Genomic DNA, 15,997 nt, shown 5'->3' on the forward strand with positions numbered 1-15,997 from the left:
TGTACAGCGCTCTGATGAGAAAGTAGGGTGGTAATCCGCCCCGGTCGCGGTAAAATAGCCCGGATTTTGAGGGATGCAAGCAGTGTGCGGGCATCCCTTTTTCATTGGCAGGCGAACGTGATTGAGAAAAGGGCTGGCGTAGTGAGCGGGACGGATATGGCAGAAAAGTTTGATGTGGTAATTATCGGTGCCGGGGCTGCTGGGCTGATGTGCGCGGCAGAAGCGGGCAAGCGGGGCCGCTCGGTGCTGGTGGTGGACCACGGCAAGAAACCGGGGCGGAAAATTCTGATCTCCGGCGGCGGGCGCTGTAATTTTACCAACTATGATGTCACGGCCGGGAACTACCTGTGCCGGAACCCGCATTTTGTGAAGTCTGCGCTGTCTCAATACACTCAATGGGACTTCATTGCCATGGTTGCCAAACATGGGATCGCTTTCGAAGAGCGCGATCACGGTCAGTTGTTCTGCGAAGACTCGGCCAAAGACATCGTCAAGATGCTGCTGGCGGAATGTGACTTGCCGTCGGTGCAGCAGCGCTACCAGGCCGACGTCCACCAGATTGAACAAACCGAGACCGGCTTTCGCCTGATGCTCAACACCGATGTGGTTGCATGTGACTCGCTGGTGATTGCGACCGGTGGCCTGTCGATGCCGAAGCTGGGTGCGACGCCGTTTGGCTACCAGGTGGCCGAGCAGTTCGGCCTGCCGGTGGTGCCGACGACCGCCGGGCTGGTGCCGTTTACCCTGCACAAGGAAGAGAAAGAAGCTTATGCCGAGCTGTCCGGGATCTCGGTCCCAGTGGTGGTGGAAGCATCCGATGGCACCAGTTTCAAGGAAAGCCTGCTGTTTACCCACCGCGGCTTGTCCGGCCCGGTGATCCTGCAAATCTCCTCCTACTGGACGCCGGGCCAGGCGGTCACTATCAATTTGCTGCCGGAGCTGGATTTGCAGGAGACACTTGAGGCTATGCGGGACAAGCATCCGAACCAGAGCCTGAAAAATTCACTGGCGCGGCTGCTGCCCAAGCGCTTTATCGAAGTGCTGATTGCCCGCGGCGAGATCCAGGACAAGCCGCTGAAGCAGTTCAATGCCAAAGAGCTAACGGCTCTGGCAACTTATTTCCACCAGTGGTCGGTTGCGCCGAACGGCACCGAAGGATACCGCACGGCCGAGGTGACCTTGGGCGGCGTTGATACCGATTCATTGTCTTCCAAAACCATGGAAGCCAAACAGGTGAAGGGGTTGTATTTTATCGGGGAAGTGATGGATGTCAGCGGCTGGCTCGGCGGCTACAACTTCCAGTGGGCCTGGAGCTCCGGCTTCGTTGCCGGACAGCATGTATGATGCTGTTTTGGAACAATAAAGTTTGTACACAAGTGCTAAAGTTTGTACACAAAGGCCATTTCGGAATAATAAAGTTTGTACACTAAGCTATAATGACCTTTAAAACACCTAATGGATAGAGGTCATTTTGGCTGGGCGCAGAAAACTAGATTCGCTATCAGATTTCCAGCGAGCATTGAAGCAGAAGTACGGCTTGGGAGTGCGAGAGGCCTACAAGCCGTGGCTTCGCGTCCAAGATGTAAGTTCATATGGGCACAGTGCCAAGATTCAAGGCATAAAAACAGGACGTGTACATCACACACTTTCTGAACATGAATCTTCGTTTTTTTATCTCGCAGAGTTTAGCGACACCATCATTGATATCCGCGAACAGTTCCCTCTAATACCTTTAGATTTATCTACCAAAATCGCTCAGTTACTGGGTGTCGACCATCCTGTCATTGCTTACTCAAAGCCAAAAGAATGGAACGTAATCACAACAGACTTCCTATTGACCAGATCGGATGGTGTTAAACAATGGTATGAGGCTGTAAGCGTTAAACCAGCTGCGAATCTCGTCAACAAGAGAACGGCTGAAAAGCTCGATATTGAGAGAGTCTGGTGGCAATTGCTCGGTATCCCCTTTCATATTTATGTCATGTCTGAAGACAATCAGATTCAGTCAAAAAACATTCAGTGGTTCACCTCTCCTCTTCGGCAAGGGTGTCAATATCCAAGAGCACTGATGCATAAAGCAAAGTTGTTAGTTCGCATAGGAACATATTTGGTAGAGGACGTTTGTGAGGGGTTTATTGAGGCGCTAGATATCGATTCAGACGAATCATTGATGTTATTGAAGAGCCTTTTAGCCACAAAACTAGTAACCGTTGACCTTAACAATTCTATTGAGGAAACAGGCTTAATCAAAGTCACAAGCGTAGATATGGATGATTCGGAGCAGAACTATGCAGGTTGAGATTAATAGTGTTTGGAGATTAGCAGGTATAGATGGTTTTGATGATGGCCTTTACCGAGTATTGGCTTGCTATCCTGATTATGCCACGGTAGTCCTCTTTCAAATTGTGGAAGGCTCAAAACTACAAAGACCAGCTGCTGTTGATTTGCCATTTTTTCTCCGACAGGCTGAAGAAGGGGCGATCAGTCTCGAAAAATACCCGAAGCCGCATTACCAGTTGTCTGATGATAGCAACGTACCGTCTGCTCATCTGCAAAAACGTGATATCCGCCTAGAGCAAATCAAAGACTTGATATCGGATCCCTGGTTTCTTTTAAAACTTGTTACGGATTCACGCTCAAAAATAGTAGCTGAACATGCCAAAAAACAGGGTGTTTATGTTCAGGCGCTATACCGCTCTCTAAATCTCTATTGGAAGTATGGTCAGGAATACAACGCACTCTTACCTGCTTACACGAACTCTGGAGGAGCAGGAAAAGCGCGAGTGGCGGGTAAAGTAAAACGCGGGGCACCAATAAGACTATCCACACCAAGCCTTGCCGCTCCGCCAAGTGTTAACACTAGCGAGAAAGATAAAACCATATTCCTAAAGGCTATGAAGCGTTTCGGAATGAAAGGTAAGAAAGTGACATTCCGGAAGGTTTATGACCAGATGTTAACGGAGTTCTATGCAAAGGAACTAATTGCCGCTGATTTGGAAGGTAGGGTAGCACTCGTTCCTCAATATCGAGCATTTTTATATTGGATTAAAAGGCTTATTCCTCAGCAGGAGTTGATTCTGAAGCAAACTTCACCTGGTGATTTTGAACGAAATCGCCGTGGTCTTCGCGGGGCCGCTACTGATCATACGGCTGTTCCTGGCAGCTGTTTTGAGCTTGATGCGACTGTTTTGGATGTACATGTGGTTTCTGAGTTCCGTCGTAATCATGTGCTTGGTAGGCCAACTGTTTACTGTGTGGTTGATAAAGAAAGCCGAATGATTGTTGGCATTCATGTGTCTCTCGAATATGCATCTTGGCGAGCTGGCCGTCAGGCGTTGGTCAATGCGTTCATATCTAAAAAGGAATACTGTGCTCGATATGGCATCGAGATTGAGGACAGTGAATGGCCATGTCATCACATACCGCAGAGACTTCTATGCGATCGTGGTGAATTTATTTGTCAGGATGCAGAAAATCTTGCAGTTCCTTTGATTGGACACCTGAGCATAGCTCCGCCTTATCGAGCTGAACTCAAAGGCATAGTGGAGCATCGTTTTAACATATTAAACGAAAAGCTTATCCATGATTTGATGGGGACAACCCGAGGTCGTCACTACATTCGCGGTGATAAAGATCCAAGAATGGAAGCGGTATTAACCCTTGATGAGGTTAATACGTTGTTGATTGATGCGGTTCTTGAACACAACAGTCAAGTTTTTGAGAGCTTAGCGGGTCAATGCAGTTTGCTCATCGAGGAAGGGGTAGCTCCTACCCCTATTAATTACTGGAACCTTCACCTTCTAAAACAACGACATGCGTTGAGTACAGCCGATGAGGCAATCATAAGAGCACGTCTCCTACCAGCTGACTGGGTTTCTATGACGAGTAAAGGGGTGAGGTTAAATGACGATATGTACTATGAGTCTGATCATCCCGATTTTGAAGACTGGAAAGTTATCGCTCGTGCTGGAAGCAGTTGGCGTTTAGAAGCAAGAATAGATCAGGACAACTCTTCCTTTATCTTCGTTCGATTTAGGCCAGATGAGGGCTTCTCCCCATGTTGGCTCCGTAAAGCATCGAAGTCATTTGATGAGCGCCATCACGCAGATATTTTATTTTTTGAGGACTGGAAGAAACTGGAAAAGCATCGTGCCAAGCCTACCGCTAAGTCTGTTGAGCGCCATCAACGCCGAAAAGAAATTACTCAAAATGCTCAAAATGAATCAGCGAAAGCGCCCCCTTTAAAATCAAAAGCAGAAAAGATAAGAGGCATGAAGGAGCGCCGCAGGCAGTCTGTGCTTGAGGCACGAGTAACGGCAGAACAGGCGGATGATATGTGTCATGCCCCCGAAATGCCAGAGTTTGACAAACTCAATGACGAAAGAAGAAAGAATGTCGTCTCTCTGTTAAAGCGCAAGAAAGGTGAGTCTAAATGAATAGAGCAGCGGCCGTTTATCAAAGAGCAATTCTGCCTGAGCATTGTGGTAACCCTCTAATCGAGGCTCTTCCTCCCAAATTACGTGATAGCGAGTTGGCAGAAAAGCTGAGCTACTATCCCTCTTGTCACTATGAAGAGACTCAGTTGGGTCCGTTAGAAAGGGTTGAATATGTATCTCGCCTTAGAGAATTAAGACAGCCATTGCCTGTTTACTTAGAGGTTTTTCGGGCTGTTGAAATGGCGATAAAGGAAGGTTATTCAGCGAAAAATCCTTTGTCGCCAACTACGATGAACTTTCTACATTATTCGGAAGAGGAACGTCCAGACATAGAACCTGTCACGGGATACTTTAAGCCAAAAGGTTCTGGCATCACCGTGATTGGAGAAAGTGGAGTGGGAAAAACCTGTATGCTGGAGCAAGTTCTAGGGTGTTTTCCAGATACAGTGGAGCATTCATATTATGAAGACAAACTGCTTCCCCTGCGTCAAGTTATATGGATAAAGGTCGACTGTCCTGATGATTCAAGTGTAAAGGGACTTTGCTATCGGATACTCGAAGAACTTGATCGAAAACTTGGCATACCACAGACGAAACCAGCAAGCACCATCGCAGCTTTGATCAGCCAAATTGAAGCAAAGATGAAATCGAGCTTTTTGGGTATTCTCGTCATTGATGAGATGCAAAACCTCAATCTAGCAAAAGCGGGAGGCGCAGATAGATTAATTGGTTTTTTGCACAATCTCGTCAATAACCTCGGTATACCCCTACTGTTCTGTGCTAACCCACCTTTCAACAACCTGCTAAGCAAAACACTAAAAGCAGCGCGTCGTGCAGAAAGCAGTGGATACTTTGATGTCGAGTTGATGAAAAATGATGAAGAATGGGAGCTGTTTATCGAGGAGCTTTGGCAGTTGCAATGGACAAATGTTCCCACACCTTTGACTGACGAGCTAAGCGATACATTGTTTGATTTGTCAGTCGGCAATATGGATTTAGCGGTAAGGATTTATCAGGCGACGCAACGGGTACTAATAGGCAGTGGCGATGAAGTGTTGACTCCAAGTGCCTTGAGACATGGCGCAAGTATTGTTATCCGCTTATCCAAACCAGCAGTAGATAAAATCAAACGAGACAGCAAAATTTCGGTGCTTAAACGGCGCAGTGAGTCTTCGGAGCCAAAGGCTCCCTTACCGTCAGTTAACGAAAATGCAGGTAAGCCTAAGCCTCAGTTGACAACCTCAAAAGGAAAACTAGTCACCATTCCAGGCGATTTAACCAAACCACATCACCCTGAATTTGCTGAGCGAATAATTGAGTTAAAGAATCTGGATAACCTTTATGAGGAGATTAAGGACTTCGACCTTTTCCAGAGAGCATCGGATGCAAAGAACCCGCTCGAAATACTGAAAAAAGCAGGTGTTCTCTGTGATGACCCTCTGCAGATCTTTGGGTAGATTTTGAGGGGTGTATGGAGCTGCCTCGGGCCTTTCCAGATGAACTCCTTTTAGGACGCTTGATACGTCACCTTCTTTTGAGTGGGGAGTCTTCGTGTTCTTTTTGCCTACGAGTATTAGGCTCCAGCCGCTCTTCCTTACATCCTTTCTTAACGGCGGGTATCTCCAGCATCGCTAAATTAGCCAATGAAGATGCTGGAAAGTTACTAACATGCCAGACATTGGCACCATTGTTTTTCTTCTACCTTCCACAACATGCAAGTTCACTGAAAGAGGATTTACTTCGTGGAGATGGTGCAAGGGCGATTCGTCACAGCCAACTGCCATCTTTTTGTGGTGGTGGGGCGTTGCACTTAAAGTGGTGTCCTCTTTGTGTTTCAGAAGACTTGTTCAGAATTGGTGTCGCTTATTGGCATCGGGCGCATCAAATTCCTGGCACAACTTCATGTTGGATACACCGTGTGCGGCTAATGTCCACTGAATTGAAAACGAGGCAGCGGTTAAATGAGGGGCTCCCGCCTTTAGACCCTCGTAAGGCCCAGGCTGCTACCGCTTTTGAAAACGATGTCGCACAGTTTGGTGCAGAACTGTTGTTTCAGCTTAAGCGCCCGCAGCCTGCTACCGGTGATATGGCGGAGAAATACCGTACAAGACTATATGAACTTGGCTATATCACACCAAATGGATGTGTTCGAAGAAAACCTCTAATGAGGGCATTCACATCTGGACTAGCAACGTACCCGCCTCAGAAGTCGCTTTTTCCGCGACACAATAGTGACTATCACTACATATCAACATTGTTGTCCGACGGGGCTAGTTGTCACCCGTTTAGGCATCTCTTATTTGGAGCATGGTTGTTCAGGTCAGCGGAAGATATGCTGCTATATCCTGCACCGATTGCAGAGTCCAACTCACATGAAGCGACAAACAACAAGCAAAGGGAGGATGAAAAACAAGGTTTGACGTTACTGAAGCAAGGCCTCTCTCTGGCAGCCGTTTACAGGATGACAGGAAAGAGCCGATGCTACCTTAAGCGTTTGGCAGCAGTATACGGAGTCAAATTAAACCTTAAGCCAAAGCAGTTGAATGAAGAACTTCAACAGAGAATCTTCAGGCTAGCGGGCCTTGGGGTGCACCGACGGCGAATATCTCAAATTTGTAGCATCGGTGTCGGCTCGGTCGAACAGTTGATATCAACAGATCCTGATCTAGTTAAATGGCGCAAGCTGTGCCACTTTGAATCGAAGCGGCGTCGAAGTAGGGTTCAAGTTCTACGTTATCGACAGATGAACCCAAGAGCATTGAGGCGGGAAATCAAAAGAGATTGCAGTGCGGCTTTTTTCTGGCTTTATCATAATGATCATGAATGGTTAGAGCGCATGTTACCTCCTGCGACACAGCCGAGGCCGCGTGGAAAACAACGAACCTAGTTTGTCACCATGCTCTACTCTAGAAATATCCCCATAAGATCCTTTTGATAATGCACTCACACGCTATGCAGCCATTGAGTATTCATGGTTAAGCAAAACAACACTATAGAAGAGCTTTCGTTTATATAGTCCTCATAAGGTATGTATTGAGCCATTAGTTGATGGGGGGGATAATAGTGAGCATGGGTCTGTTGAAGGAGGGAGGATGAGTTAAATTTATGATAGTCCCGCTGCCCGGAGAGTCTGCGCATAGCTTCATCCTTAGGCACCACATAATATATGGGGTTTGTGACATCTCTAATATTGTTGGATGTTCCGGCAGATGGATACACACCCCCGGAGTTTTGCGATCAACACTCTATTGGTATGAGCCATTTAGTGAACATAGCCTTTATCTTTTAGTTAAAAACTCCGGTATTGCTAAACCCAGCACTACGGTATTTTCTGATCCAAGGCTCATTACAAGAGGCCTCTCTGACGTATTCTATACAGCAAGGTCAACTGCTAAAAAGTTTGGTGATTACCCGATAGCCTTCTGTCCAACTTGCATACAAGAGCAGATCAAGCAATATGGTGCTGCTTACTTTAAGTACGACTGGTTAGTCGATCGTAAGTGTAGAATTCACAATGAAGCCTTGCTCGTTAAAGTTTTATTAAAACGAAATCATTATGCTGAGTTAAGAGCTGTTTTAGCTGGTAGTTTTCTTGGTTCAAAGAAACTGGGTTCACTCGTCTGTGACCGTCCTGCTTTGCCATGCCAAAGTGATGAAAATGTATTCAGTTTGAAAGCTGCTCCCTGTTTAGCGCAAAGCTTATTAAAGTGGATAAGACGTAGACTCCATCTTCTCACTGAAGAGCTGGCGGAAGCTTCTGGGTATCGCAGTTTGAATGCATTATCCTCCCATTTTATTCATGTTGATGGCAGATTTAAGGATACTCACCCAGTTCATCTCGGAAACTTGTTAAAAGGCTTATTTACCGTAAAGAGAGACACTTTCAATTCGTTTATTGAGTGCTACGGAAAATGTATTGAGCTCAGGTTTGGAGTACGTGAGAAAGCATGTATATCTGCTCCTTTCTGGGTTGATTCAAGCAGGTGTTGCCAACGTTGCGTAGAAAGGAGATGTCCAAACTCGTCATTGATTTTTTCAACAAAGATTCAACAGGTTAATGTTCATGCTGAGCTACCAATCTGTGATACCACACTAATTCAAGAGCATGCGAAAAAATCACCATTGATTTAGACTTTTTGGTTTCTTAATGTTTGAGAGGAATAAATTCTCATACTAAACAGCTAATTAACCCTGTGTGTACCATTTTAGGTTAAACTTGATCAATAATTAAGATTAATACTAATTGCTACTACCAAGTCTAAATTGATCTACAACTGAGTATTAAAGTATCATACTAGTTGAGCTAGCCACATCAGCTAGCTCGATGTTGGACAAAAGTAAGCTAGAGTCTTTACTTTAGATTTTGAGGTTTGGATTAGGAAATATATGGCTAACTCTCTAATGAGCAAAAGCTAACCAGTATTCCTCTAAATTCACCATTCAAACCGTTCTTCTGATTGCCTTGACTCTAACTCTTCGTCGACCTTTTCTCGTTCTACCCTTTTTTCTAGCTTGCTAAGTATTATTTTGGTGCTTTCTACAACATCAGGGTTTTCATGGGAAAGAAGCTCCTCAAATATTTCAGCTCTTTGTTCAATTATAGATGCACGTGAACCACTCCAAGACATTGGGATAGCAGCCCTTTCGAAAGCTTCAATCACTAACCACGGTTCAGGACTTTTGTTAACTAGCGCTTTTGCCAAGTTGGTTAGTTTAAGATGTTCACCATTCTTCTCATATGGAGTGATCGACGATGCTAGAGTTTTAAATCTGTATATTGGTGATTCTTTGCACCACGCTATAGCTTTATCAAGAGGGATCTTAGAGAATGGACTCGTTTTTTTAGATAAATGACTAGTTGTGATTTCACCTAACACATTGTCATCTTTGAGAAATACATCTAAGGCTTGAGTCGGCTGTAGTTCGATTACAGTTGATAGAAACTCACCATAGTCAAAAGCATAAACTTTATAAGTAGCTATGCCTTCAAACAGTTTTTTGAACAGAGTGTTAGCATCTTCCTCTGCCTTATCTTCCAAAAAACATACTTTAGCTATCTGTGTCAAAGAATAATCTCGGCCACCATAGTCTCGTTGATCTCGGCTATAATCATGCTTCAGTAAGAACTCTCTGCATTTTTTAATCAAATCAACACTAGGAACATAATTGGCTTGTTTCTCCAATCCATGAAACCGCATGGTTAGTATTTCAATAACTGCGCTGTGCCCATTTGGTTGCAACCAGAGCAAATCCAAGATAGTAATTAAATCAGAGTCAGATATTGATTCATGCCGTCTACCAGATGCCATATTTCGGTACATCCAGCTCGGAGAGGTATTATTTTTTAACGATGTTATGAGCCTACTTACAGCAACTTCATCTAGGGGGCAACCAAACTGCACCAATGGGAATATCTGATTTAGTTTATCGCTGTTTAATAAGCAATCTAAAATCAGTTGTGCTTTATCTGAGTCATTGTCGTAAACGTATCTGACAAAACCTCCGACAAAGTTCGAGTTTACTTTTTTGATATCTAGTTTTTCTAGGCAGGTGGCTATATCACCCCATACCTTTTCAATATCATTTACTCCGCTCGCAACTCCATGACCAAACCTAAATAGGTGGTTGTTAGTATTCATAGTTGTAAGAATCTGAGCTAACTTGTTTATAAGATAGTCATAGTGCTCTTGAGCAACATGTGTGCCTAATTCTTCTGCGAGTTCTTGAGCTTTTTCATACCCCCATTTTACCGTTTCACCTTCTTCATCTAGCTCATCAAGACCGAAGTAATCATGGTTATCAGCAAATACATATAGCTCCATTTGACCGTCTAGATCTTGAGCCGCAATATTTGCCCTTAACATTTCAAGTCGGTTTTTGTGCTCTTTCGTCATTGATGTTGAATCAAACCGCAATGTTGCCCCTAAAGCCAGCCAGCCTCGTGGCCATCCCCCATTGCTACAGAAGCTTTTGGATATGGATTCGAGATCATCATGTAGTTCAGCTATTTTCCATAGCGCTCTAATATGACTAGCAAAAACTTCTTTGACACGCTCATCAATAACATTAGCTGACGAAGCAAGATTACGAATAAGCAATAAGTATTCACGATACCAAGAAAGCACATCATTTCGACTTTGAGGCTCGTAACCAAAGTCTCTTGATTTAGCACCAAAATCAAAACCATAACTTGATGAAAAGTGGGAAGTATTTAGCGAGCTATCGAGTAACTCATACCCCAGTTCTCTTTCGCTTTCATTCGTGCTATCTATGAGTTTGCCAATGCATTTAACTCGACGTTCCAATGTGGCGTGTGTACCTGATAGATAAAGCTGAAACAAACTACGAAGTAAGCTTCTAACAGAGTTGTTATTTTCCCCTTTTTTTTCAGATAATGCGAAACGACAGAGCAGATCAAAGCATTGACTGAACAAGTCATCTTCATATGCTAGAGAGCGAAGAAGCCTTGTAATTGATATGTAATGAGGATTGTCCCTACTTAAGAAAGTTGAATCAAATTTTGCTCTTTGCTCCAGATAGGTGAGCACTTCATTTGGAATAATTGGGGCAATATTGGCCAACAATGAGATCGATAAGTCGTCATTACCTTTTTTAAAAAGTAAATCTATCACTCCATCAGATTTTAGCCACAATGATGCTAGCTTAACAGCTTCTTCGCTATCATTAAGATACCCAATACGACGTGAAAATGACTTGAGCAGTCTTGGTTGTGTATTGCTGTTTATGAACTTCACAACATTTGAATGTGGGACGTTCTGCAAAGCTAAACGGGCTAGTCTATTCGCAATAGGGTGAGGTAATATCGCCATCCAAATGCTACGTTCTTGCGCTAAGTTTCGTCGCTTCAACTCTTTAGCAAACTTGTACATTTCATGAGGATGAAGCATTACTATTTCACCGAGTAACTTTAACTCTTCACTAAATTCATCTTCAGATTCCAACTGAAACGAATAAGCTAATGATAGGCCCTCGGCTGCTTTTTCTAAGCCAATATCAGAATCATGGCGCTGATGAAACAGCCTTTTAAACAACTCTTCATCTTTTAATCTGGATATGTTTTCATCTTTTCCAACAGTAGAGGCAAGCGCATTAGCTACTCTTGCATTACCTCCTGAGAAATCAGCGATTTTCCCAGCAGTTTGTTTACTTAAATGTGGGAACCTTGATGAAATCATTGCTTCGATAAGCTCACTAGAACTTGGCTCTAAGGTATAAACTTCAGTTTGCTCTGGCTGATCTTCCCTAACGTCGTATTCAACAGTTAGGATTCTAGCTGTGCTGTTACTTTTACATAAATTAGTAAGTTCGCGATGTAAGTCGGGGGCACAGTTATCCACTACAATAATGGACTTAATATTGTCTCTAAGAAGTCGCTCGGCTAAAACTCGTGGAGTGGGTGAAGGAGATAGGCTAATGTCTGAATAGAACACGCTCTCCTTATCAAGAGCATTTTCCCCGATTCTCTCATCAAATAGTGCTTGTACGAAGCGTGTTTTACCTACACCTGACAGCCCGACTAAACGAATAGACGCGCCAGCTTTGAGTAAGCGTTTTCGAAGTAAATTCAATGCATCAATTGTAGCTAAACCTTCTGAGTCATTAGAGGAAGAACGGTGAAGGCGCACAGCTTGATCTAATATGTATTCTTCCTCAATGCCCTTTGGGCACTTAGCCCAATTGCCATATTCCTCCCAGCCACTATAATCCCTTCCAAAATTAGACCGTAACCAACTGGCCTGTTTGGATAAAGTATCTTCTGCCACAAACTTCTTAATATGTTTATATATATCGTCTTGTTTTGAAAATGGCTTACTTATATTAATATGATGAGCATCTATTGGAATTGCCCGCTCTTTTAAACCTGGATCTGAGCTATCAGCCTTAACAATCCTTCCAAATATCAGATATGGCTTGGTTTCAACCAAAACTAAATGCCGAATTCCTTTATCGTGACACCACCCTCGATACCAAGTATTCAACTCCCGAAGAGTGGCATCATTACGCTCTAATGAAGCAGTTGCAGCTGAAGGTTGATGCAAGAACAGCTTGAGAAACATTCGCCCCAAAAGAGAGTTGCCTGTTTGCGCTAGATCTGCACCAGTGTGAGGTGAGCCTAAAAACGCTACACCAGTGACTCTATTTACAAGTTCAACCGCACCCTTACGCCCACTCTGATCGCTTGCCAATCTAAGTAATTGTTTAATAATTAGTCCGCCTAGGCTATGACCTACTAGTATTAGCTCGCCCTTACTTAGTTGCTGTTCGGTTAAGAGTGTCTCTAGTACGTTTTGCGCTCTATCTAGGAGACCCATTCCCGAATCTCGCACAGTGAACTTAGGTGCCTCGTAACCAATCGACCAGATACATGTGTCTTCTATATCTTCATGTAACCACTTAGGCCAAAATACTTTTTCTGAATTATTCGATTGCCATGTGGTTTCAGCATTGCCACCTAATCCATGAATAAACACAACATGTTTTCTAGCTAAAGAATCGCCAGACATCAATCGCAAGTCAGCCATGCAAACCTCTATTGGTATAAATATTATCGTTCAAATTTTATCCCAAATATTAATCATCTAATAGTTTTTATTTCAACAGGTTACATATGATAAAACCAAGGCTAAACATTAGTGATTAGTGCGTACAATCGTGGCTAGTCATCGGCTAAGACATTAGACCACTCGCTTTAATTGCTTAAGAGTAAGAAGGGTAGTTAAGCTCTCACTTATCACATTAGTTCTTGTATGGTGAAAACTGTGAACTGAGTGTAGCTGAAATGAATGCTCAACTCATTTTGGGGCATTTTTGTGTTACACGATCCGTCAGCACACTTCCGGACATAAATGAGTTATGGGAGCGGGGAGTAATGCCCGCATTTGCGGCTGGTTTAGAGCGAAGCGGAAAACCAGTCCGACAATATGCGTTTGTTAGGCATCTTCTACCCCAATACTTTGAAGTAGCGCCGAATACTGGTCTGGATCTTTTTCTTCAATTTTCCGCAATATAAAACTTGCCGTTGTCTTCATCTCAGGCACATCAATAGGCGAAACACTTCTCTCAAATACCCCCTCTAAATGTGAAAACTCATTGTTTATGCGATCCGTTAGTGACGATGCCAATCCATCACCTCCGAAAAAACGCGACAACTTATCATCTTTTCCTGAGGCATTGGGGTATTTGTAGTACAAGAATGCTTCAAGAAACTTGCGGGCATTGTTTCCAAAGTTGTAGTAGCAATCATGATTTTCATCACACTCGACCTCGGCATGAGCGCACTTATAAATTTGATGAAACAGAAAGTTGAATTCTGTGACGTAGTCTTTGAGGTAGCGGGGCATCAATGTAATGTTACTGACTTGATTCGTTCGGGTAATGATAAAGTATTGAGACTTTTTTTTATTCAAAGCACCGGGTAGCCGCTTCAGATACTTCAAAAAATCCAAATTGTGAGTCGAAATAAATAGCTGCTTAAAACGGTCACGTTCCTTGGTCTCACCGCCATCTTCATATTTCTCTGGCGTTACAATCTTTGCATTAATAAGGCTGTAAACAAAAAAGATATGGTTTGCATCCAAGCTGGAAATGGGATCATCGATCCAAATGATTGGCTGGTTACCTTTAGTCTCTATGTCTTCAAGCTTGGCCATGAAGTAACAGAAAGCTATCAGGCTGCATTCGCCTTCGCTGAGATGGAATGCTTTTTTGTCGTTTCGAGTTACCTCAAACCGATATCCAGATGACGCGTCCCCTGGATTTTCTTCAATGGCTTTTAGTGAGAGAGACTGGTGGCCGAAAAAATTGTTCAGATAATCGTTTACCCTATCAGCTCCCTTGCTTTCATCTTTTAACTGAGCCTTCAGTTCAGCGATCTTTTTTCGTTTTACATCAACTTTTTCTTTTACAGTGTTTTTTGCTTCCTTCGCTTCACCCTTAGCCAGATCCAATGCCTGAATGGCCGTACACTCGTCTTCATACTTAATGTCGTTTATGAATGTATAGACCTCATGGAGGCGAAGAGCCGCACGAGCTTCAGATTGGTCGGCGCTTAGTGAAGCTGTAAGCTGGTTAGATTCGTTTCGGAGCTCCTCATACGAATCCCTGACCGCATTCAAAGCATCTTCAATAGTCTCAGATGTTTTAAACTCAAGAGGCGTAAAAATGTCATCTCTTCGTTTTTCGACCTGTTCTTTTATCGAGTCCAGACTCTTACTGTAAGACTCTGATAAGGTCGACAACTGTTCTGCCAATGAATCCAAATCGGCTGTAAAGCTAGAGTAGAAATCCGAGTTTTTTATTTTCAGTAGATTAGGAACTCGGGAGCGCTCACGTTCAATCGATCCAAGCAGGGTTTCCAATGCTTGACGAAGCTCTTCAGACTCCTGATTAAAATGCTTGTCCAGTTTCTCCCACAAATCTTCAGGAAGGTCGCTGCCACAAAATGCGCACTTATCTCTTTTCTCTTGATGGTGACCCCGACCACTCCTCACCCACGAGGCCAAAGCCGCATCGTTTAGTAATTCCTGAATTGGGTCAGAAGCCTGAATCTTTTTTTCAATGAGCTCTTTAGCCTTTGAAGAGATAGCAGAGTATTGAAGATTGAAAGTTGATGATTCAAGGATTTCCGATTTGGGTTCTTCTCTTAGGAGGTCGTGAAACTTGCCCACCTGCTCATCAGTAAGCGGAGAGTAAGTGTCTTTAGTAACAGTCGAGATGTCTGCCTTTATTTTAGGAACATTGTAGTTGGCGTCACCAAACGTTTTATTGTGCTTGATTCCAGTGCCTGCCTTGTTGGCTTTATCACGTAACTTCCCCTCCAATTCTGACGACTTGTCGCCATAGTCTTTTTGGGCTCCGTTGAATTTTTCTTCAGCCCCAAGGAGTTCTCCCAGCAGTCCAGACTTGTCTTCTTCGCTCCCAAGTTCGGCTTCATGGTTCTCGATTTCTTCCTCAAGCTTTGTGTTGTCTTCCCCCAAGATGGCGAATGAATTGATCGTCTGCTCGTCATCAACAATGAACCGAAGGTTGTCCCGGACAAAGTCCTCATTGAAAACCCGTACGATTTGACCATGATTACTTAATGAGCTTTGCGTGGCAGTGCTGCCGCCATCAAAAGACAACTGAAACTCAGGTGAACTATATTTGTCTGATATCGTGCCGGTTTCGAGAGCTCTGAATATCCGTGAGAGTGTTGTTTTGCCAGAGTAGTTGCGGCCATATAGTATATTTAAGTTCTTAAATTCTTCGATGTTATTACCAGCATCACGCACAGATGATGACCACTGAAAATCATCATAGACCGCCATATTTTTAATTGAGTCTATTTTTTTTATATGTCCGCTCATGTATGTCCTTTTTGATGATGCCTAACATCTTATTCCATATATTCCCTAATGACTCTAAAGCTAACATCTCCAATAGTGGGGTTCAATCAGATAGTTAACAGATCCAGAACCTCACATACAGGCGCGAAAGATGGAACACACTTGCGGATACATAGAAACGGCAAAGGCTGGGTTTGTAAGGCTTTTCACCGTTTA

General features: G+C 43.7%; 8 protein-coding genes. 6 read left to right on the top strand and 2 right to left on the bottom strand.

The window, feature by feature from the left end; translation table 11 throughout:
• The first annotated feature begins 156 nt into the window (after positions 1–156).
• The 6 genes from VV869_RS10575 to VV869_RS10600 all read left to right on the top strand — a co-directional run bounded on the left by VV869_RS10575 (position 157) and on the right by VV869_RS10600 (position 8,567).
• Entirely contained in the window at positions 157–1,344 is a 1,188-nt protein-coding gene (locus VV869_RS10575) for an NAD(P)/FAD-dependent oxidoreductase (protein ID WP_337734904.1), read from the top strand.
• Between the two features lie 127 nt (positions 1,345–1,471).
• Entirely contained in the window at positions 1,472–2,299 is an 828-nt protein-coding gene (locus VV869_RS10580) for a TnsA endonuclease N-terminal domain-containing protein (RefSeq protein WP_337734905.1), read from the top strand.
• Positions 2,289–4,436 (top strand): transposase, encoded by a 2,148-nt coding sequence (locus VV869_RS10585; protein WP_337734906.1) that lies wholly within the window; start codon positions 2,289–2,291, stop codon positions 4,434–4,436. Before VV869_RS10580 ends, VV869_RS10585 begins: the two co-directional genes overlap by 11 nt.
• Positions 4,433–5,893, top strand: coding sequence for an ATP-binding protein (locus VV869_RS10590; protein WP_337734907.1), 1,461 nt, complete (start codon positions 4,433–4,435; stop codon positions 5,891–5,893). Before VV869_RS10585 ends, VV869_RS10590 begins: the two co-directional genes overlap by 4 nt.
• A gap of 14 nt (positions 5,894–5,907) precedes the next feature.
• A complete protein-coding gene (locus VV869_RS10595; RefSeq protein ID WP_337734908.1) occupies positions 5,908–7,323 on the top strand; it encodes a TnsD family Tn7-like transposition protein in 1,416 nt (471 codons plus the stop codon).
• A gap of 218 nt (positions 7,324–7,541) precedes the next feature.
• A complete protein-coding gene (locus VV869_RS10600; protein WP_337734909.1) occupies positions 7,542–8,567 on the top strand; it encodes a hypothetical protein in 1,026 nt (341 codons plus the stop codon).
• 302 nt (positions 8,568–8,869) lie between these two features.
• Here the strand turns inward: VV869_RS10600 and VV869_RS10605 are convergent, their stop codons facing one another.
• Both VV869_RS10605 and VV869_RS10610 read right to left on the bottom strand, forming a co-directional pair.
• Positions 8,870–12,979 carry an esterase/lipase family protein gene (locus VV869_RS10605; protein WP_337734910.1) on the bottom strand — a complete coding sequence of 1,370 codons (4,110 nt, stop codon included), beginning with the start codon at positions 12,977–12,979 and terminating at the stop codon, positions 8,870–8,872.
• Between the two features lie 408 nt (positions 12,980–13,387).
• The gene (locus VV869_RS10610) at positions 13,388–15,802 is read right to left on the bottom strand and encodes an AAA family ATPase (protein ID WP_337734911.1); all 2,415 of its coding nucleotides are present in this window, start codon (positions 15,800–15,802) and stop codon (positions 13,388–13,390) included.
• Between the last annotated feature and the right edge of the window lie 195 nt (positions 15,803–15,997).

The organism is Photobacterium sp. MCCC 1A19761 (genome assembly GCF_037389125.1).
Lineage (GTDB): Bacteria > Pseudomonadota > Gammaproteobacteria > Enterobacterales > Vibrionaceae > Photobacterium.